The sequence below is a fragment of the Saccharospirillum alexandrii genome (assembly GCF_043641555.1).
Taxonomy (GTDB): domain Bacteria; phylum Pseudomonadota; class Gammaproteobacteria; order Pseudomonadales; family Natronospirillaceae; genus Saccharospirillum; species Saccharospirillum alexandrii_A.
The window spans coordinates 925,204-943,780 of record NZ_JBHZRJ010000003.1 but is presented as its reverse complement, the minus strand read 5'-3'; the positions used below and the strand labels follow the sequence as shown (position 1 = coordinate 943,780).

The window sequence follows — 18,577 nt, the reverse complement described above, 5'->3', positions numbered from 1 at the left end:
TGTGAGCTGTGAGCTGTGAGCTGTGAGCTGTGAGCTGTGAGCTGTGAGCTGTGAGCTGTGAGCTGTGAGCTGTGAGCAAAAATCGTAAATTCGGTATGTATTGGTGCAAGCCTTTTTGGCCGATTTGCCAAGAATTTCTCTGAATCGGATTTCTTAAAGGCTCTGGAATGGGGTTTTGCGAGGTGCTGAAAATCGATTAGATTCGCTACCGCCCGGCCGGTTACAGGGCACACCAAGGGGTTGTTCAGTTGTTGAACGCGAATTGTAGGGGGTTGGGGTTGGGGGGTCAAGGGAACTGGTTTGCGTTTTGTTGTTGGTTTGTATTGGGGTTGTAGGGAAGTTGTGAGCTGAGAGCTGGGAGCTGAGAGCTGGGAGCTGAGAGCTGGGAGCTGAGAGCTGCGAGTTAATGATAAGGCCAGGCTATCCTGTCTTTTACTCATAGCTCGCAGCTCTCAGCTTATCGCTTTGTCCAACCCCTTAATCATGGCTGATATTTCGTTGGTTTCGTTTAGCCAGTGTTCACTGGTTTTTGCGTCTATGTACTGGATTTTGGCGCCTATGTGGATTTGGGTGCGTAGCTCGTAGCTCACAACAAACAGTATTCAAACCAGTGCAGACAAGTCTACTTCCAGTGCATCGGCCAATGCGCTTAGTACGGTGACGGAGGCAGTTTTGTTGCCTGCTTCAATCTGGCTGATGTATGACTTTCCAACACCGGCTGCCTTACCCAGGCTTTCCTGGGTTAAGCCGCGGTATTCACGCCAGACCTTAAGTGGGTGATCGTTCATGGCCAGCAGCCGCTTTACAACGTCGGATGGAATTGCTTCGTCGTCACCTGCTTTTATTTCCTGATCTGCACGCTGGGCATCCGCCAGGTCTTCAATGTCTTCAACAATTGACAGCAGGCGTTGGTATTCTTCAAAAGGGATCACCGCGTATTCAGGGACGCCTTCTTTTTCGATAATCTGAGCACTCATTTGTAAACATCTCCTCTGGAGCCAACTTTCAACACCAGCAGCACCAGCTCACCGTCGTTAACACTGCATATTGCCCGATAACTACCCTGACGCAGCCGCCAGTATGGCTCCCCCTTGAGTGGTTTCCAATCACCCTGATAATTAAAGGGGTCTTCAGCAATAGCTTCCAGTGCTGCCTGCATCTTTTGCGCTTGCCCCCTGGGCATTTTAATCAGCATTTTTAGGGCTGATTTTTTAAAGGTGAGTGTGTACATAAGGCGAGTTTACCTCCAGAGTTTACCATCAGTCAACTATGGAGGGATGTGAACTTTGAGTAAAAGATTAGCCTGTGGCTTTTCTGGGTTTTTACTCGTCGCTCACAGCTCGAAGCTCGTTGCTGCCCTACCCCGGCACCCACACCTCCGTATCCAGCAGTCTTTTGGCCAGGTGAGCCTGGAATTGCTGCTTCACCCTCGCGTCGCCGTGGACGAGGCGGATTTCTGTTGGGGCCTTGGGAATGTCGGTGCAGAAGTTGGTTAGGCCGGTGCGGTCTGCGTGGGCTGAGAAGCCGCTTAGGCGGTGTACCTGGGCGTTCATTGGGGTTGGTCGGTTGTTTACTCGTACGGTGTCGCCGTTTTGGGCGCTTTGGATGGCGGCGCCAAGGGTGCCTTTGGCCTGGTAGCCTACGAAGAAGACGTCGGTTTCCGGTAGGGGCAGCATGGCTTCCAGGTAGTTCATGATGCGACCGCCCTGGCACATGCCGCTGGCGGCGAGCACCACAGCGGGTTGGCGGGTGTGGGCTAGGCGTTTCACCAAGGCCAGGTGCTCTTTGTGATGCTCCAGGGTTATTAGCTGGTCGAACGCCAGGGGGAAGCGCCCGGCTTCGCGCTGGGTTTGCAGGGGTTCGCGCCAGTGGTTTACCAGGTGGCGGTAGGCTTGGGTCATGCGTAGGGCCAGGGGGGAGTCCAGTATTATGGGTAAGGCACTGGTGCCATCTGGGTGGATCAGGTTCTGTTCTTGCAGCAGGCCTTCAATAAAGGCGAGTATTTCCTGGGTGCGGCCCAGGCTAAAGGCGGGTATCAGCACGGTGCCGCCATCGGCCAGGGCGCGTTTCAGGCTGTTGCCCAGTTGGGTTTTGCGTTCGGCGCGGGCTTCGTGGTCGCGGTTGCCGTAGGTGCTTTCCAGCACCAGGATGTCGGCGCGTTCGGGAGCCTGGGGCGGGTCTACGAACACGGCGCCGGGTGCGCCGAGGTCACCGCTGAATACGGTGCGGTGGCCGTGGGTTTCCAGTTCAACGTAGGCAGAGCCCATAATGTGGCCGGCGGGCTGGAAGCGCAGCTCGGTTTCAGCGCCGGGCAGTGGCTGCCATTGGTTGTAGGGCACGGGCTGCAGTTGGCTCAGAATGCGCGCCAGGGCTTTCTCTACCAGGTCGGCATCGTCGGGTATGTGTATGCCGAGGGCATCTTCGAGCACCAGGGGTAACAATGCAGCCGTAGGTTCGGTGCAGTATATGGGCCCCCGGAAACCGGCGGCGATGAGCCAGGGAATGCGCCCCACGTGGTCTATGTGGCAGTGGGTGACGATAAGTGCGCTTACCTCGGGCACGGCGAAGTCGAAAGCATCCAGTGGCCGGTTGGATTCAGAACCCTGGAAGAGGCCGCAGTCTATTAAGGCGTTGGTGTGTTTAGTTTGGTATTGGTGGCAGGAGCCGGTCACGCCGGTTACTGCGCCGTGGTGGGTGATTTGGGGTGTTGCATCCTTGGGCATGGGGGTCCTTTTTTTAGCTGAGAGCTTTTAGCTGCGAGCTGTTAGTTTAAGAGATAGCTGTTAGTTTAAGAGAAAGCTTAGAGCTTCGAGCTATTAGCTGAGAGAAAATGATAACTTCGAACTATCAGCTTTTAACTAAAAGCTCGCAGCTCGCAGCTCTCAGCTTTCATTTCAGCTTATAGCTTTCTCTAACCCTTTAATCATGGCTGATATTTCGTTGGTTTCGTTTAACCAGTGTTCGCTGGTTTTTGGGTCTATGTACTGGATTTTGGTGCCTATGTGGATTTGGGTGCGTAGTTCGGCGCAGGAGCTGTAGGCGTAGCCCAGGAATTTGTGTTTGTCTGGGTTTGTTGTCCGGGTCATGCCCTCGGCTATGTTGCTTGGGATTGAGAGGCCGGATCTTGTGATTTGGTCTTTGAAACCGAAGTCGCTTAACTTTTTGAAATAGAGGTATAAATTGGCAGACAGTGTGGCGGACCGTTTCCATACGGTTAGGTTTTCGAAGTTCATGGGGTTCCTTAAATGATAGCTGCGAGCCTTGAGCTGTGAGCTTTTAGTTTAAAATGGAGTTGCGAGGTTTGAGCTTGTAGTTTATTGCTCACAGATCTCTACTTGCAGCTACCATCTCACTTTTCTAATAATTCTCTTTTCTCCAGGTCGGTCAGAATGGCGTTGGCGCAGTTTATTAAGGTTGGCTGGTATGAATGGGCAGCTTCAAGTGCATTAGCCAGTATTTCTGGAACCTCGATATACTCATGCATCATTTGATTTCGAAGTTGGCGGATCATCAGCCATTGATCGGCAGACTCCAACACGCCGAGCCGCTCGGCTTTGTCGAGGTTATCTATAGCAGCACGCGGTTGTTCGCCCAAGGCTGTTAGCCAGCTGGGCAGTAATCTGTCGCCGACGGTATCCTGTAAACGGCAAAAACGGCTGGTATAGGCTTCCACCCGCTCGGCAAAGGCTTCATCAGTCGCCATACTTCGAACTTTGTCGATAGTAATGGGTTTGGCAAAGGCTCGTTGCTCCGAGTAGTTTAAATGCTGTATCTCTTTTCTGACTACCCGGCCCAGGAAGCTCAAGCGCTGCTGAAGGGCCTCAAAGGATGAGTTGCTCACAGCAAGGCCCCCTGCTCTCTGGCTATCCGATGGATAGGCTGGTCAGGCAGGTTGGGGGCACTCAGAACAACATCGATTTTGCGGCCATTTAAGGCCCGCATTACGGCAACACTGACGGATGCCGCTGTTTCAGCAGGGTTAGTGAGTGGGTAATTCAGCTCAACCAGTAAGTCGACATCCCCTCCCCGTGCGTTGTCATCCAACCGGGAACCGAATAACAGTACTCTCGCATCTGAACCTAGTTGCTCTGCTACGATGCGGTGGATTGCCTGTTTTTGGAATGGTGTTAGGCGCATTGGGCTGTGTCTTTTGAAGTTTAATCTGAGTTTAGCAGGAAGGAGGGGTTTAGTTTAGGGATGCGAGACGATAATGGGTTCTGTTAGCTGTTAGCTGTTAGCTGTTAGCTGTTAGCTGTTAGCTGTTAGCTGTTAGCTGTTAGCTGTTAGCTGTTAGCTCGTAGCTCGTAACTCGTAGCTATCCTTCTTTGCGAAGCCAATCACAAGGTTTCCGTTTGGCGCTGGAACTCTGTGCCCGTGCCTTTAAAGTCCCTCGTTATTCGTAAAAACCGTTAGCCCCAGGGATATGGGGAAAGGGATGAGTAATGACCAGCCACTTTGAATCAGGGCAAGATTCGGCGTTTGATGAGGGGTTTGACCCCCTCTTCAGGGAAGATGCCTTCTTTGCCAGCACCAAGCCAACAGATGGCCTTCAACCAGAAGCCCCCCTTCAATCTAAACCCGGTGGCTGCCACCCCATTCGCTGGTATGAACTGCCCCACCCCGTTCGGCATTATCTTCAGCGGCCAGAGCATCGCCGGTTTTGCTGGCAGGCTTCGGCGCAAACGGCGCGGGCCTGGCAACAGGCTTCGCCAAACGAGCATCGGCTGTTCATTGCCTGGGATGGCGTTCGGGCCGAGCCTGTAGCCCAGTACCGCCAGGGGTTGCACAGCCATCGGTCGGTGTATGCATTTCGAACAGATCTACCGGCCCAAAGCACCGCGACCGCGGTTGGTTCGGGCAGTGGCACGGCTGATAAATCCGTTTCCCTGCCTTCCCGTTTCGGCGGCGGCGCTGCCGTTGAAGGGGGTGTTGAGCACAATGCCACGGTGCGCATCATTCAGCCTGAACCCGGCACTGAACTGCGCCTGGAACAGCGCCCCGTTCGCCAAACCCGTGAACGTTACCGTCTGGCGGCCGATGAAAGCTGGTGGGACCTGGCGTTCGAACTCTATGGCGTGCCCCACGCCACGCCGTTGGCCAACCTGAACCACCCGGATTACACCATGAGCCAGCCACCCGAGCCCGGGCAAGAGCTCTGGGTACCGGGAACGCCGGTACTGGCCGTTACCGGGACTGGAAGCTACGGCCGTGCCGTGAGGGTGCAGTGGCAAGGGCCCACCCAGGGCGAACAATCGGTTCCGTTGAACCGGGACCAGGCCGATGTCGACTGGTCTTTAGATATACCGGTGGCGGCCGGGGAGTATCAGTTGCACGCCAGCAACCGGGATGCAGAACACCCGCTCACTGTTACGGTATTACCGCCCGATCCGGTGCCACTGGCCCTAGAGGTGGTGTACTTGCCCGACATCGATGCCTTGTTGGTGGTGCCAGATCTGCTGGCAGACCTGATCGATCAGGACCATCAGGCGCTGACCTCGGCCATCACCGCCCTGAATACGGCCCAACAAAACCAGGAAGCTCAGTCTTCTGGCAGTAGCAGCCATTCAACCGACCCGGTTACCACGGCCAAAGCCAATGTGATGGCCGCGCTTGGCCCGGCGCTGGCCCGGCACACCGGCAACGGCCCCGCTCACAGCAACCAGATTGCCGGGCTGACCGAACTGCTGGGGTACCGGGGCCGCAAGTTCACCTATGTGCGCAGCGACCTTATTCGCAACCATATTCGTCGTTATTCGCTCACCACCGATGTTCGAAATGCCCGGCGCTTTACCAACGCCGCCGGCCAATTCGATGCCAATAAAGCCGCCCGATCACTGGCGGAAGATTTTAACCGGGGCTCCGTGAAAACCCAGGCCCGCATCGATCTGGCGGCGTTTGAACACAGCCTGACCGACTGGGCGGCGGACTGGAACGCAACCACCGGCGAACAGCGCGACTGGCTCAGCGCCAGTGAGCATTATTCAGCCACCACCGAAGCGGCCATGCTGCGTTTCTTTGCCGGTGCTTCCGCCGATGCCACTTTCAGCAAAACCGCAATTGGCCTGTCAGCCAAAGCCCAAATGAGTGTGGCGTTGTTTGAAGGCAAGGCAACGGCGAGCTGTCATTTCCCCAGCAAAGAAGGCTGGCCGATGCGGCTGGACCTGCCCACCAAAGACGGCGGCACCCATCCGCTCGATTTCGGCGCCATTAGGGCCACCATGACCATTTACCTGGTGGGCTTCGCCGGTGCCAAGGTGTTGCTATCGGGCAATGTTGATATCAGCATGAACGGTGGCCAGCCAGAAATTCGCGGGCTAAGCAGCAACGAAGCCACTCAGAAACAACAAAACGACCCGCACTTCGTGCCCACCGATGTGCAGTTAAACGCGTTTACCGGGGTTTCTGGCGGCTGTGGCGCTAACGGATCCATTGAATGGGATAACCCGGAAGCCCGGACGGACGATGAACCCGCGTTTCGGGCGTTGGCTGAATTGGGGGGTGAGTTTCAGGCCCGGGCGGGCACTGGTTTTACATTGGGTTTCTACGTTGGCTATGAAGATGGCAAGTACAAAGTCAGAGCCAAGGCAGGTGCCGCGCTGGGTGTTGGTGCCAGCGGGGAGGTGGTGGCCACCGTCGGCATTAATGCCCTGATCGACTTCGTGCAATTTGTTTATCACCAGTTGATGAAGTTTGATTTTCGGAAGTTGGAAATTATTGAAAGTGATGCGTTTAAGGTACTGCACAAAGTAATTTCAGGTATTTTTTCTGTAGGGATAGCCTTCTCAGATGGTTTAGTGGGTACCTTCAACTCAATAAGCGACTGGTGGGACACCTTGAAGTTGCCCTATGAAGAAAATGAACATGCGCACAACCTTGCGGAAAATATACTCTCTGACAACGAAGGGCTACTACAGTTTGCACCACCAGAGTCAAAAGCAACAATGCTAAGGACACTATGTGTCACTAGTGAAGCTTGGTACCATCACAAAAATTGGCGCTGGGACGGTTTTACTGAGACGCGAGAAGAAGCCATCTTGAAGATTCTTAAAACCATCACATGCAAACGCGAGTACACAGAAATTATCGAACGGATGGGACCAGCTGGGCCACTACATCCAAGCCAAACAGGTTGGTCTGCTTGGGATGGATTTGATTTAATTAGCGGTTCTCTTGATGGAGTTGAAGCCCGGTTCTTCTACGATTGGCGAGATAACCTTCCAGAATTACCTGTTAAAAATACCAATGCCTCGACTGCCGCATTAATTGCTCAGTCCGGGTATCCGATGTATCGTCAAGCATAGCAGAGAGAGTTAATACAACTCACAGTGTCGTTAAGAATTTAAAGCGCAACGAAACCCAGTAGAACTGTATTCTGTTGAATACTCGAGGAATTCAGTTCTCTTAATAACTGTATTAGCATAAGAAGACTCACCATACACCCCACCACGTAGAATCTTCTCGGTGCCTTCCTTTGGACCAGCCGGGTTATTTTCAGGCATTTTCTGATAATAATTTTTGTCATACCAGTCATTTACCCATTCGCTCATATTGCCCGACATATCGTATAGTCCAAGCGGGTTGGGCGGGAATGTTCCTGATTGTAATTGACGATTCGCACCATCTTCATAGTTCTTACCCAAGCGAATCGTTCCATCATCTGTACCAAATATCACATCCAAACCCCGACTGCGCGCCGCATACTCCCATTGGGCTTCTGTCGGCAAATCGAACGGTTCACCTGTGATTTCAGCCAACCATAAACAATAGGCTTTGGCCCGGGTCCAACTCGTTCCTGCTGGATACTCAGGCCCGCGCCACTCCTGACCGACAACCCAATCACGATCCATAGCACGGGGCAGGTCATTGGCCGCCGTGTAAACATCAAAATCCTTATAGCTAACCTCATAGGCGCCAATTGAGTAGCTATCGAGCGATACTTTAACGGCTGGCTTGTTGTCATCACCCCAGGTCGAATAGAGCCCGTCGTGCATGATGTCGCCCATCAGGAACTCGCCCCCTTCGACGAACACCATTTGTTCATAGGTACGGTCGATCAGCGCATCAATATCGGCCTGGGTGACCTTGAGGCGTGGCAGGTGCTTGGAAGGGTTGAGGTTCAGGCCGTACAGGGTGGCACCGCCCGCGCTGATTGCGACAATAGCGATGGCGAGCCATGAACGCGCTTGCATTGAGTGATCCTTACTCGGGTGACTGGTTGGTGCAGTGTATCAAGCTTGGGTGTGCGAGTTTTTTGGTTGGAGTCACAGATTTGGAATGAGCTGTTAGCTGTTAGCTCGTAGCTCGTAGCTCGTACCTCGTACCTCACACCTCGCTACTCTCCTTTTCTCAAACCAACCCCCTCCCGGTTATTATGTTTTTGTCGGCCTCCGTAAGGCCGGTGCTGGTTAAATAGTCTGGTAGTTTTTGGGCCAGGGTTTTTATGTCTTGTACGGTTGCGTGTGCTTCGCTTTCTTTCAGTCCGAACAGGGTGCAGTAAGACAGGGCGTTTTCCAGAGTGCTGTCGGCACCATGTTTACCGACGCCCATGGCTTGCTTGCCGGCTGGTGCTCCTACTGTTGGCAGTACATCGTACAATGGGGCCAGGTTCCAGATGCCGGTTTTGATGTCGAGCGTCATGCCGTGGTTGCGGGCGTGATCGTCGGTATTGCCAATAAGGATGTTGAACACCATGCGCCGAAACAGTTCTTGCCCTGCTTGTTTGGGATGTTCGGCGTGGCGCCGCAGTATGCCGGCCAGGTTAACGTAGCTGTAAGGGTTTTTCAGGGAATCCCGAATCGGCCGAAGCCGGGCCAGGTTAAACAGGCTGTTGGCAGAGATAAAGTGTACGGGATGGGCCGGCTCTCTGTCGAAACGGCGGACCAATAAAGCGGAACGCCCTGCCCCCAGGTCTTTCAGCTGAACCTCGGGAACGGGCCAGCCCGCTTCTTTTAACAGCAATAGGGTGGCGTATTCCAGGCGAGGGATGTCTACCAGATCGCTGTCCCTCGATAACTTGACCAGCCATTGGGCCATTCCGTCAGTGACCACGGTTTTTGGGCGTGCGCCGCCAATGGACGAGCCCGGTTCTATGAGTGCCCACTGTTCTGGCGTGAGAGCCTCTCTTCGCTGTACCCGTTCAGCCACATCGACCAGTTGATCCAGCCATTCCATTGAAGGCGGTTCAACGAGGGGTTTCGAACGGCTACGGGACAGGCTGAGTTCCAGTACACCGACGCCGCCACCACTGGTTCGTAACAGCCGTTCAATTTCGTTTCTGGGCGCGCTTGTCTGGTGCGTCAGCATCAGGCGGGTACCCCAATCATCAGGGCCGGCATCAGTGAACACGCCGAATACGCCTTTTGGGTTTTGAACTCGAAAGGTTCGGGGTTCCAGCGGTAGATTAACTGGGTCTAACGGGTAGGCACCCGGGTCGTCCAACCAGTCTTGCGCATAATGAAAAGTGCCCAGGCCATCGCCAACGGCGAGTGTACCTGCCCATTGCTGTTCGTTCTCGGCATTGATGGCGAAGACATAGGCTTGAGTGTAGGGCACAGTCATTCGGTAACCTTGCGTTGCGCTTTTACAATTCGGTTTCGTCGGCCGGTTTCGTCTCGATTTGGAGCAGCCAGGTCGGCAAAGCCCTCAGACAGCCCCATAGCACCCAGTATTGCCAGGTAAACGCCAATCGCCGTACCCAGGTTGCCTGCTTCGGCAGCACGGTATGAGGTGACTGATAGAAAGGCGCGGTCTGCGGCTTCCTGTATTGTCCAGCCACGCGCCTTGCGGGCTTCTTTGATATTGGCGGCGAATAGGGTGAACAGAGCTCGGCTGTGCTCATCGATGCCGGCCTGATAGTCTGTTCTTGGCATGGGACCTCCCGCATCGGGGTTAGATCGGTTTTTCAACTTAGCACTATTTATTTTATATAGCTATATTTTAGCCGATATTGTATTTATATAAATACTTTACATTAATAACCAGTTACTAACTGCTAGGTGAAAGAAAGTGGCATGAGCTGGTAGCTCGTAGCTCTATACCAATGTGTTAACATTGGCGGCAATTAATCAATTATTAAGGACAACAGGGATGACCATTCTTGTAACCGGTGTAGCCGGGTTTATCGGGTGTGATGTGGCGCTTCAGTTGTTGGCTCAGGGCCACGATGTAGTGGGCATCGATAACCTGAACGATTATTACGAGGTTCAGCTCAAGCGGGACCGGCTGGCGCGTATTGAGAGCGATCGGTTTACCTTCGTTGAAATGGGCGTTGAAGACCGGGTGGCCATGGCCAAACTGGCTGACCAACACCGGTTTGAGCGCGTTGTGCATTTAGCGGCGCAGGCCGGGGTGCGGTATTCCATCGAGAACCCCAGTGCCTATATCGATGCCAATCTGGTCGGGTTTGGCAATATTCTGGAGCTGGCGCGGCAGCAGCAGGTGACGCATCTGGTGTATGCATCGTCGAGCTCGGTGTATGGCGAAAACGAAAAACAGCCATTCAGTGAAGACGACCCGGTAGACCACCCGGTCAGCCTGTATGCGGCCACCAAGAAAGCCAACGAAGTCATGGCGCACAGTTACAGTCATTTATACGATGTGCCCACCACCGGTCTGCGGTTTTTCACCGTGTATGGCCCCTGGGGCCGGCCAGATATGGCCCCAATGAAGTTCTTAAAGCTTGTGTCGGAAGGCCAACCGATTGATGTGTATAACCAGGGCGATATGCAGCGAGACTTTACCTTCATCGACGATATCGTCGCCGGCGTGCTGCAATCGCTCGATGCACCCCCTACTCGCTCTGCCAAGGGAAACTCCCACACGCCCGCCAGCAGCGATGCGCCCTACCGGGTACTGAACATCGGCAATGCCAAGCCGGTGCACCTGATGGAGTTCATCGAAACGCTGGAGCGGCACTGGGGCGCAGTGGCCGAGAAAAACTACCTGCCCATGCAACCCGGCGATGTGCCCATTACCTATGCGGATGCCAGCAAGCTGACGGCGTTGACCGGGTATCAGCCGAGTACGAGCATTGATGATGGGGTTCGGGCGTTGGTGGAGTGGTATCGAAGTTACTTAAATCACTGAAAGACGTGAAACAATAAAAGACGCGACACATGGAAAGACGCAGGATACGAACTGACGTCTTTTCGTGTTTTGCGTCAGTTACTGTTTTGCGTCTTTCATTGTTCTACGTCCCTAAATGTTCTACGTCCCTTCGTGTGTTGCGTCCCTCAATGTTCCGCGTCACTCAACCACTCGCACCTGGCTGGTGGCCATTTCCAGTTCGCGTTCCTGGCTTAGCAAGTTCAGTAGCAGGATGACGCGCTCTTCGCCCTTGGTGGCTTTTACGACGGCTTCGATTGCCTGAAAGGCACCTTCGGTAATGGTAACGGTATCGCCGGGTTTGAATTCGGGTTCGGGTTCCTGGCCGTTCAGGATTCTGCTGTGTCGCATGAGCGCGGTTACCAGAGAAACCGGTACCGGGCTGGGGTAACCGTGAAAGTTCACGATTTTGCAGACACCCCGGGTGGCGTTTACAGCGGCAAAGCTTTGTTGCGGGCGAATCAGCACGAACAGGTAGTGCGGGAACAGGCTTTCTACGCGCACTGAACGGCGGTTGGCGTGAGTTCGGCGCACGGTGTGCGTTGGGTGAAAACAGGTAAAGCCCTGGTTTTTCAGGTGTTCTTCGGCTCGGAAGCCATCGCGCGGTTTGCACTGAACCAGATACCAGGCGGGCTGGCCAGGCAGAACCTCATATTCGCCGGTGTACGGATGGTGCGAGGTGATCGGTTGCAGTGTCATCGCGTGATCTCCTGTCGTTGCCGGTGGCTTCCCTGCCGCGGCGGTGTCCCTGGGGTGAACACGCCAAATCGGCGTTCATACCCTTTGTAGTACACTGGCTCAGTGCGTTTTGCGGTCTCTGAACAGATCGGCAATCAGGCTCACAAACACCGCCCCGAACAGCGTTAATACCAGCAAGGCAATCAGTGTTTTTACGTCGCTGCTGGTAACGGCCCGCGGGGTTGTCTCAGCAAAGGAACCGCCCATTGGCCGTACCAGTTCACTCACTGTGCCCACCGCCTGGCGGCCCAGCTGCTGGTGAATGCGCCCTACCACACGGGTATAGTCGCGCAGGGTTTCCAGTACCATGGGCAGGCGTTCCTGCACCTGGTCGACATAACGTTGAATGTCTTCGTCGTTCTCTTCAGCCCGGTCGAGCGAGGCCAGCGTCAGTTCAATTTCCGCCATTTCGTTCTGTACGTCGAGCGCTTCGTTTTCATATTCCAGCACTTGTTTAGTGAGTTCTTGCCGGTAAGCCAGGTCGTCGCCCTGGCGGGATACTTCGAGCAAGCGGTCGAGGAAGGCATCGCCCAGTTGCGGGGCCAGGCTGGCCTGCGGGGTGTTGCCAGCGTTGCCAGAAGCGGCACCCTGGCCTTCACTGCGGTATGAACTCAGTACAGTGCGGGTAACTTCGGCACGCTGTTGCCACAGGCGTTGCTGCAGTTCCAACTCCTGCATGCGGCTGTTGTAGAACAGGCGCACAAAATCTGGGTCTCGTGCCAGGCCGAGCTCTTTTACCGGGTCGATCAGTTGGCGCAAGTCGTATTCGGCTACGTCGGCAATGGCTTTTTCGAGGTCTTCGAGTTTGTAGCCAGTTTCAGGGTCGGTCACGTTGGTGGAATTCGGTTCCCGCTTAAGGGCGGCGATGTTTTCCTGAATCAGGCTGATGTTATCGAGCAGCAGCTCAATACCGACCAGATAATCGAGGCTTTCGAAGCGTGCTTCGTCGAAAATGCGCTCGGAATAGATGGGCAGGTTCAGTTCCAGCACGCCTTTTTCGCTGATGGCGCGTTCGGCCCAGGCGTTGGGAATATCGCGCAGGATCTCGCGGGCCTGTTCGGTGGTGAGTGTGCCGTCGGGCAATTGCAGGGTTAGCAGTATGCCGCTGGCGCTGGCGGTACGCAGATCAGATTGCATTTGTTGCTGCAACTCGGCCGCTTCGGCGGCTGAGAGGTTGTTGTTCATGCGGCTGCGGTAACGTTGCACAATCAGAAAGTGGTCGGGTGCGTAGGGCTCTATGTTCAGGCCACGGCGCAATTCGTCGAGCGTCAACTCGGTGGCATCAAGCTGGTTCTCCTGGTACACGCGGCTGAGCACGGTGGAGCTGATGACATCGCTGATCAGAAAGGGGGAGCCGTCTGGAAATTCGCCATTGGCAATGCCGTCGAACGTCAGGTCGAAGGCCTGGCTGTAGGTGACATCTTTATCACTGGCCAAATAGCGCAACGCCAGAAACGCACTGAAGGCCAACGCGACCACCAGCAAGGCTATCATGGCCCGGCCTTTGGTAGCCCAGACCCGTGCCATTAACGCACCAATATCGATTTCGTCGTCACTGGGGTCGCGACGTACTTGCTGATCAGTCATTTAACACTCCTGGTTGACCTTCGATCCTTTTAAACGAACCAAGCCACGTGGGCTTCGCCATTCTAGTCGAAAAGCCTTTAGAAACAACGGCATTGGCCATGTTTACCCTGATTTGGGACGCATTGCTCATACAAGATAACCAGAGGCGCTCTATAAGAACGCCTTGCCAGGGCTTGGGCTTCCGCGCCCTCACCCACGCCAACATTAGCTGATGCGTGTACCGGGCGCAGCATCCTCGTGGGCTTCCAGGACCCACAGTTCATTGCCACCGCCTGCGGCCAGCACCATGCCTTCACTCATACCAAAACGCATTTTGCGTGGTTTCAGATTATAGACGAGTACCACATTCTTACCGACTAATTGCTCCGGCTGGTAGTGGCTCTTGATGCCAGAGAACACCTGGCGGGTCGTGCCTTCGCCGACATCCAGCTGCAGCCTGAGCAATTTATCGGCGCCTTCTACGTGGTCGGCTTCAACCACGCGGGCAACGCGAAGGTCGAGCTTAGCGAAGTCACTGAATTCGATCTCACCGCCCTGCTCTGCTGCATCACCTGCCTTGGCAGCCTTCTCAGTTTTGGCCGGTTTGGCCTGCGCCTGGCTTTGCCCGGCAGCTGCTGCAGTCGGAGTGCCGGTTTTGGCATCGGCGGCTACGTCTTCCTTGCTGGCTTCAATGAGTGCGTCGATCTGGGGCAGTTCAATGCGCGTCAGCAGGGGCTTGAACTTGTTGATGACGTGGCCGGTAAGCACGGTTTCGCGATCTGTGAAGTTCAGGCTCTCGACGTTCAGAAAGGCTTTGACCTTCTGGTTCATATCGGGCAACACCGGGCCCAGATAGAGGGTGATCAGCCGGAACAGGTGAATGCCCATCGAGCACACATCGTGCACTTCCTGCTCGCGGCCCGCTTCTTTGGCCATGCTCCAGGGCGCTTTGGCCTGAATGTACTCGTTGGCGCGGTCGGCCAGGTTCATGATCTCGCGCACGGCCTTGCTGAATTCGCGGCGCTCGTAGGCCTGGGCGATGGTGATGCCAGCCTGTTGGAAATCGGCCAGCATTTTCGGTTCGGCAACGGTATCAGACAAGCTGCCACCGGCTTTCTTGATGAAGCCCGCACACCGGCTGGCGATGTTGACGACCTTGCCGACCAGGTCGGAATTCACCCGTTGGGCGAAATCGGTCAGGCTCAAATCGATGTCTTCAACACCGGAGCCGAGTTTCGCTGCATAGTAGTAACGCAGGTATTCCGGGTTCAGGTGCTCCAGGTAGGTTTTGGCCATGATGAAGGTGCCACGGGATTTGGACATCTTCTCGCCGTTCACGGTGATGTAGCCGTGGGCGAACACGCCACTTGGCTTGCGGTAGCCGGCGTTCTCCAGCATGGCGGGCCAGAACAGGGCGTGGAAGTTAATGATGTCTTTACCGATGAAGTGGTACAGCTCGGCCGTGGAATCCGGCTTCCAGTAATCATCGAATTCCAGGTCATCGCGGCGGTCGCACAGGTTCTTGAAGCTGGCCATGTAGCCAATGGGGGCATCGAGCCAGACATAGAAGAACTTGCCGGGGGCACCGGGAATCTCGAAGCCAAAATACGGCGCATCGCGACTGACGTCCCACTCCTGCAGTTCGGCGTCGAGCCACTCAGCGAGCTTGTTGGCCACACTGTCTTGCAGGGTGCCGGAGCGCGTCCACTCTTTCAGCATGGCCTGGCATTCGGGCAGCTTAAAGAAGAAGTGTTCGGATTCGCGCACTTCCGGCGTGGCACCGGTGTAAGCAGACTTCGGGTTAATCAGCTCGTTCGGTTCATAGGTGGCGCTGCACACTTCGCAGGCATCGCCGTACTGGTCTTCACTGCCACATTTCGGGCAGGTGCCTTTTACGAAGCGGTCGGCCAGGAAAATTTCCTTCACCGGGTCGTACAGCTGGCTGATGGTGCGCACGTTGATCATGTCGTTTTCTTTCAGGCGCGTGTAGATCAGCTCGGCGTAGTAACGGTTTTCATCCGAATGAGTGCTGTAGTAGTTGTGGTGGTCGATCAGAAAGCCGCCAAAATCCCGCACATGATCAGCCTGAACGGCTTTGATCAGGTCTTCCGGAGTTTTGCCTTCTTTCTCGGCCCGCAACATGACCGCTGTACCATGAGTATCGTCCGCGCAGACGTAGGTGCACATATTGCCCATGCTGTTCTGAAACCGAACCCAGATGTCAGTTTGAATGTGTTCCAGCATGTGGCCCAGGTGAATGGGGCCGTTGGCGTATGGCAGGGCACTGGTGACCAGTATCTTGCGGCGGTCAGGCATGGGGATTCCTTATGAGCTGTTAGCTGCGAGCTGTTAGCTTTGAGTTAAAACAAACGCGATGAGTTTTCGCTGAGCCGGGCATTCTACCTGATGGTGTGGTGTTGAGAAACGGGGGTTTTGAATTCAGCTGCGAGTTTTGAGCTGTTAGGTGAGAGTTTTGAGCTGTTAGCTGTTAGCACTTAGCTCGTAGCTCGTAGCTCGTAGCTCGTACCTCGCACCTAATGCTATCATTGCGGGCATCGTCAAATTCAACGGTACTAACCAAGGAGCTCCAAGGATGATTATTCCCGTTTTGCTCGCAGGAGGCGTGGGTTCCCGGCTGTGGCCGGTTTCCCGGGAGTTGTTCCCCAAACAATGCATTGCTCTGGCCGACCCGGAGCTGAGCCTGGCCCAGCAAACCCTGAAACGGGTGCAGGCAGCGGGCATTGGTGCCGAACCTATTGTGGTGTGTAACGATGAACACCGCTTTCTCATCGCCCAGCAAATGGCCGACCTGGGCACCAAAGCCGAGCTGATTCTGGAACCCGAAGGCCGCAATACCGCACCGGCCATTGCTCTGGCAGCGTTTCAGGCACTGGAACGGGACCCGGAAGCCACCCTGGTGGTGTTGCCGGCCGACCATGTGATGAAAGACACCGAGGCCTTCCGCGCCTCGGTTCAGGAAGCCATTATTCAGTCGAAGAGTGATTTACTGGTCACCTTCGGCATTAAGCCCACCTACCCGGAAACCGGCTATGGCTACATTGAAGCCGCCGCTACCGATGTGACCAGCGCCGTGGTTGCCTTTCGCGAAAAACCGGATGCCGACACCGCCGCCCGTTACCTGGCGGCTGGCAATTACTTCTGGAACAGCGGCATGTTCGTGTTCAAGGCGCGGGTGTTTCTGGAAGAGCTGAAGCAATTCCAGCCCGCTATTTATGAAGCCACCCAGGCCGCCATGGTCAACAAGTACGCAGACCTCGACTTCATTCGGGTGGATGCAGAAGCCTTCGCCAAGAGCCCTTCAGACTCCATCGACTACGCCATTATGGAACGCACCGAGCGCGCTGTGGTCGTGCCCTACACCGGAGACTGGAGCGACATCGGCGCCTGGTCGGCCCTGTATGATCTGAGCGAGAAAGACGAGCAAGACAATGTGTTGCAGGGCGATGTGCTCACCGAAGACGCCAGCGGCAACCTGATTCGCGCTGAAAGCCGCCTGGTAGCTGCCATAGGTGTGCAGAACATGGCGATCATCGAAACCGACGATGCCGTGGTGGTGGTGCCGCGTGAGCGGGCTCAGGATGTGAAGTTCATTGTAAACCAGCTGAAAGCCGCCGGGCGCACCGAGCACCATGTGCATGCCCGGGTGCATCGGCCCTGGGGGTCGTACAAGACCATTAACCTGGGCACCCGCCACCAGGTGAAGCGCATTACCGTTAAACCCGGTGAGAAACTCTCGGTACAGATGCACCATCACCGAGCTGAACACTGGGTAGTAGTGAGCGGCACGGCCAATGTCACCATTGGCGAGAAGACTCAGATGCTCAGCGAGAACGAATCGGTCTACATTCCCATTGGCACCGTGCACGCTCTGGAAAACCCGGGCAAGATCCCACTGGAGCTGATTGAGGTGCAGACGGGCAGTTATTTGGGCGAAGATGACATAGTGCGGTTCACGGACCGGTATGGGCGGCAGTAACACCGCCTTTGGCCGGGGCACTGCCCCGGCAAACCTCTGTTGCGACTTTTATTTCCGTTACCCCGCCCCCACCCTGCTGTCAAAGCCACGTTAAGGACCCAGCATGTCGACTGAACGCATACTCCAGGCGCTGAACACCCTGAAAGACCCTCACACCGACCGGCCTTTTGCCGACACGGCCGACATCGACATTACCGAGGGCTCGCCGGTTAAGATCTCGGTAACGCTCCACTACGCTGCCGGACAATACCGTGAAGGGCTGGCTATGTTGCTGGCCAGCCATATTGAAGCCCAGGTAGATGACGTTGAAGTAGAGGTCTCCGTTCGCTGTGACATTGGCTCAGTGAACGTGCGGGAAAACCTGCCGGGCATGGAGAACATCAAGAACATCATCGCCGTGGCCTCTGGCAAAGGCGGGGTTGGCAAAAGCACCACGGCCGTTAACCTGGCGCTGGCGCTGCAGGCGGAAGGCGCCCGGGTCGGTTTGCTGGATGCCGACATCTATGGCCCCAGCATTGGCACAATGCTGGGTGTGCCCGAAGGCACCAAGCCCGAGACGGTCGACAACAAATTCTTCAAGCCCGTAGAAGCCCACGGCCTGCAAAGCATGTCGATGGCCTATCTGGTCACTGAGAAAACGCCCATGGTGTGGCGTGGGCCCATGGTGTCGGGGGCGTTACAGCAGTTATTGACCCAAACCCAGTGGGATAATCTGGATTATCTGGTCGTGGATATGCCCCCGGGCACCGGCGACATTCAACTGACGCTGGCGCAAAAGGTACCGGTATCGGGCTCTGTCATCGTCACCACCCCTCAAGACATCGCCCTGCTGGATGCGCGCAAGGGCATCGAAATGTTCCGCAAAGTGAACATTCCTGTACTGGGCATTGTTGAGAACATGGCGATGCATGTGTGCTCAAATTGCGGACATGTTGAACACATATTCGGGGAAGGCGGCGGCGCCAGGCTCTCGGAAGACTACGACGTGAACCTGCTGGAAAGCCTGCCGCTGGACATCAGCATTCGTACCCAGACCGACAGTGGCAAACCCACCGTCATCGCAGAGCCAGATGGTGAAGTGGCGGCGCATTACTTTGTGCTGGCGCGGAAAACGTCGGCAGCGCTGGCATTGCAAGGGGCTGATGCCGGGCCTGAAATCGCCTTTGTTTGACG

The 18,577-nt window shown here is 55.3% G+C and carries 17 protein-coding genes; 4 read left to right on the top strand and 13 right to left on the bottom strand.

What is annotated here, in order from left to right; translation table 11 throughout:
• Positions 1-452: 452 nt before the first annotated feature.
• From ACHUE7_RS14385 to ACHUE7_RS14355, 7 genes are all read right to left on the bottom strand, one after another.
• Entirely contained in the window at positions 453-590 is a 138-nt protein-coding gene (locus tag ACHUE7_RS14385) for a four helix bundle protein (RefSeq protein ID WP_394170588.1), read from the bottom strand.
• Positions 591-602: 12 nt separating this feature from the next.
• Entirely contained in the window at positions 603-977 is a 375-nt protein-coding gene (locus tag ACHUE7_RS14380; RefSeq protein ID WP_394170587.1) for a helix-turn-helix domain-containing protein, read from the bottom strand.
• Entirely contained in the window at positions 974-1,231 is a 258-nt protein-coding gene (locus tag ACHUE7_RS14375; RefSeq protein WP_394170586.1) for a type II toxin-antitoxin system RelE family toxin, read from the bottom strand. The genes ACHUE7_RS14380 and ACHUE7_RS14375 overlap by 4 nt, the downstream gene beginning before the upstream one ends.
• Positions 1,232-1,358: 127 nt before the next feature.
• Positions 1,359-2,723, bottom strand: a complete 1,365-nt coding sequence (locus ACHUE7_RS14370; RefSeq protein WP_394170585.1) for an MBL fold metallo-hydrolase — start codon at positions 2,721-2,723, stop codon at positions 1,359-1,361.
• A 171-nt stretch (positions 2,724-2,894) separates the two neighbouring features.
• Complete coding sequence (locus tag ACHUE7_RS14365; RefSeq protein WP_394170584.1) at positions 2,895-3,233, bottom strand: four helix bundle protein; 339 nt, start codon at positions 3,231-3,233, stop codon at positions 2,895-2,897.
• A 116-nt stretch (positions 3,234-3,349) separates the two neighbouring features.
• Positions 3,350-3,841 (bottom strand): hypothetical protein, encoded by a 492-nt coding sequence (locus ACHUE7_RS14360; RefSeq protein ID WP_394170583.1) that lies wholly within the window; start codon positions 3,839-3,841, stop codon positions 3,350-3,352.
• Positions 3,838-4,137 (bottom strand): nucleotidyltransferase domain-containing protein, encoded by a 300-nt coding sequence (locus ACHUE7_RS14355; protein WP_213677726.1) that lies wholly within the window; start codon positions 4,135-4,137, stop codon positions 3,838-3,840. Before ACHUE7_RS14355 ends, ACHUE7_RS14360 begins: the two co-directional genes overlap by 4 nt.
• Before the next feature lie 305 nt (positions 4,138-4,442).
• On the opposite strand from ACHUE7_RS14355, the gene ACHUE7_RS14350 reads away from it, so the two are divergent.
• On the top strand, positions 4,443-7,301 hold the full coding sequence (locus tag ACHUE7_RS14350; protein ID WP_394170582.1) for a hypothetical protein: 2,859 nt from the start codon (positions 4,443-4,445) through the stop codon (positions 7,299-7,301).
• Between the two features lie 30 nt (positions 7,302-7,331).
• Here ACHUE7_RS14350 and ACHUE7_RS14345 read toward each other — a convergent pair whose 3' ends face one another.
• From ACHUE7_RS14345 to ACHUE7_RS14335, 3 genes are all read right to left on the bottom strand, one after another.
• Positions 7,332-8,189, bottom strand: coding sequence for a formylglycine-generating enzyme family protein (locus ACHUE7_RS14345; RefSeq protein ID WP_394170581.1), 858 nt, complete (start codon positions 8,187-8,189; stop codon positions 7,332-7,334).
• 157 nt (positions 8,190-8,346) lie between these two features.
• Complete coding sequence (locus ACHUE7_RS14340; RefSeq protein WP_394170580.1) at positions 8,347-9,558, bottom strand: type II toxin-antitoxin system HipA family toxin; 1,212 nt, start codon at positions 9,556-9,558, stop codon at positions 8,347-8,349.
• On the bottom strand, positions 9,555-9,869 hold the full coding sequence (locus ACHUE7_RS14335) for a helix-turn-helix domain-containing protein (protein ID WP_394170579.1): 315 nt from the start codon (positions 9,867-9,869) through the stop codon (positions 9,555-9,557). The genes ACHUE7_RS14340 and ACHUE7_RS14335 overlap by 4 nt, the downstream gene beginning before the upstream one ends.
• A gap of 217 nt (positions 9,870-10,086) precedes the next feature.
• On the opposite strand from ACHUE7_RS14335, the gene ACHUE7_RS14330 reads away from it, so the two are divergent.
• Entirely contained in the window at positions 10,087-11,085 is a 999-nt protein-coding gene (locus ACHUE7_RS14330) for an NAD-dependent epimerase (protein WP_394170578.1), read from the top strand.
• A gap of 159 nt (positions 11,086-11,244) precedes the next feature.
• On the opposite strand, the gene rfaH is transcribed toward ACHUE7_RS14330, so the two are convergent.
• The 3 genes from rfaH to metG form a co-directional block, all read right to left on the bottom strand.
• Entirely contained in the window at positions 11,245-11,802 is a 558-nt protein-coding gene (gene rfaH, locus ACHUE7_RS14325; protein ID WP_394170577.1) for a transcription/translation regulatory transformer protein RfaH, read from the bottom strand.
• Positions 11,803-11,901: 99 nt separating this feature from the next.
• Positions 11,902-13,428, bottom strand: coding sequence for a hypothetical protein (locus tag ACHUE7_RS14320; protein WP_394170576.1), 1,527 nt, complete (start codon positions 13,426-13,428; stop codon positions 11,902-11,904).
• 204 nt (positions 13,429-13,632) lie between these two features.
• On the bottom strand, positions 13,633-15,723 hold the full coding sequence (gene metG / locus ACHUE7_RS14315; RefSeq protein WP_394170575.1) for a methionine--tRNA ligase: 2,091 nt from the start codon (positions 15,721-15,723) through the stop codon (positions 13,633-13,635).
• A gap of 277 nt (positions 15,724-16,000) precedes the next feature.
• On the opposite strand from metG, the gene ACHUE7_RS14310 reads away from it, so the two are divergent.
• Positions 16,001-17,404: a mannose-1-phosphate guanylyltransferase/mannose-6-phosphate isomerase gene (locus ACHUE7_RS14310; RefSeq protein WP_394170574.1), complete on the top strand. Its 1,404-nt coding sequence runs from the start codon at positions 16,001-16,003 to the stop codon at positions 17,402-17,404.
• Between the two features lie 103 nt (positions 17,405-17,507).
• On the top strand, positions 17,508-18,575 hold the full coding sequence (gene apbC / locus ACHUE7_RS14305; protein WP_394170573.1) for an iron-sulfur cluster carrier protein ApbC: 1,068 nt from the start codon (positions 17,508-17,510) through the stop codon (positions 18,573-18,575).
• The last annotated feature ends 2 nt before the right edge of the window (positions 18,576-18,577 follow it).

Excerpts from the sequence above, each read along its gene's own strand:
- ACHUE7_RS14330 (WP_394170578.1), top strand. The coding sequence starts at position 10,087 with ATGACCATTCTTGTAACCGGTGTAGCCGGGTTTATCGGGTGTGATGTG.
- rfaH (WP_394170577.1), bottom strand. The coding sequence starts at position 11,802 with ATGACACTGCAACCGATCACCTCGCACCATCCGTACACCGGCGAATAT.
- ACHUE7_RS14375 (WP_394170586.1), bottom strand. The coding sequence starts at position 1,231 with ATGTACACACTCACCTTTAAAAAATCAGCCCTAAAAATGCTGATTAAA.
- metG (WP_394170575.1), bottom strand. The coding sequence starts at position 15,723 with ATGCCTGACCGCCGCAAGATACTGGTCACCAGTGCCCTGCCATACGCC.
- ACHUE7_RS14335 (WP_394170579.1), bottom strand. The coding sequence starts at position 9,869 with ATGCCAAGAACAGACTATCAGGCCGGCATCGATGAGCACAGCCGAGCT.
- ACHUE7_RS14350 (WP_394170582.1), top strand. The coding sequence starts at position 4,443 with ATGACCAGCCACTTTGAATCAGGGCAAGATTCGGCGTTTGATGAGGGG.
- ACHUE7_RS14345 (WP_394170581.1), bottom strand. The coding sequence starts at position 8,189 with ATGCAAGCGCGTTCATGGCTCGCCATCGCTATTGTCGCAATCAGCGCG.
- ACHUE7_RS14320 (WP_394170576.1), bottom strand. The coding sequence starts at position 13,428 with ATGACTGATCAGCAAGTACGTCGCGACCCCAGTGACGACGAAATCGAT.
- ACHUE7_RS14310 (WP_394170574.1), top strand. The coding sequence starts at position 16,001 with ATGATTATTCCCGTTTTGCTCGCAGGAGGCGTGGGTTCCCGGCTGTGG.
- ACHUE7_RS14380 (WP_394170587.1), bottom strand. The coding sequence starts at position 977 with ATGAGTGCTCAGATTATCGAAAAAGAAGGCGTCCCTGAATACGCGGTG.
- ACHUE7_RS14370 (WP_394170585.1), bottom strand. The coding sequence starts at position 2,723 with ATGCCCAAGGATGCAACACCCCAAATCACCCACCACGGCGCAGTAACC.
- apbC (WP_394170573.1), top strand. The coding sequence starts at position 17,508 with ATGTCGACTGAACGCATACTCCAGGCGCTGAACACCCTGAAAGACCCT.
- ACHUE7_RS14365 (WP_394170584.1), bottom strand. The coding sequence starts at position 3,233 with ATGAACTTCGAAAACCTAACCGTATGGAAACGGTCCGCCACACTGTCT.
- ACHUE7_RS14340 (WP_394170580.1), bottom strand. The coding sequence starts at position 9,558 with ATGACTGTGCCCTACACTCAAGCCTATGTCTTCGCCATCAATGCCGAG.
- ACHUE7_RS14355 (WP_213677726.1), bottom strand. The coding sequence starts at position 4,137 with ATGCGCCTAACACCATTCCAAAAACAGGCAATCCACCGCATCGTAGCA.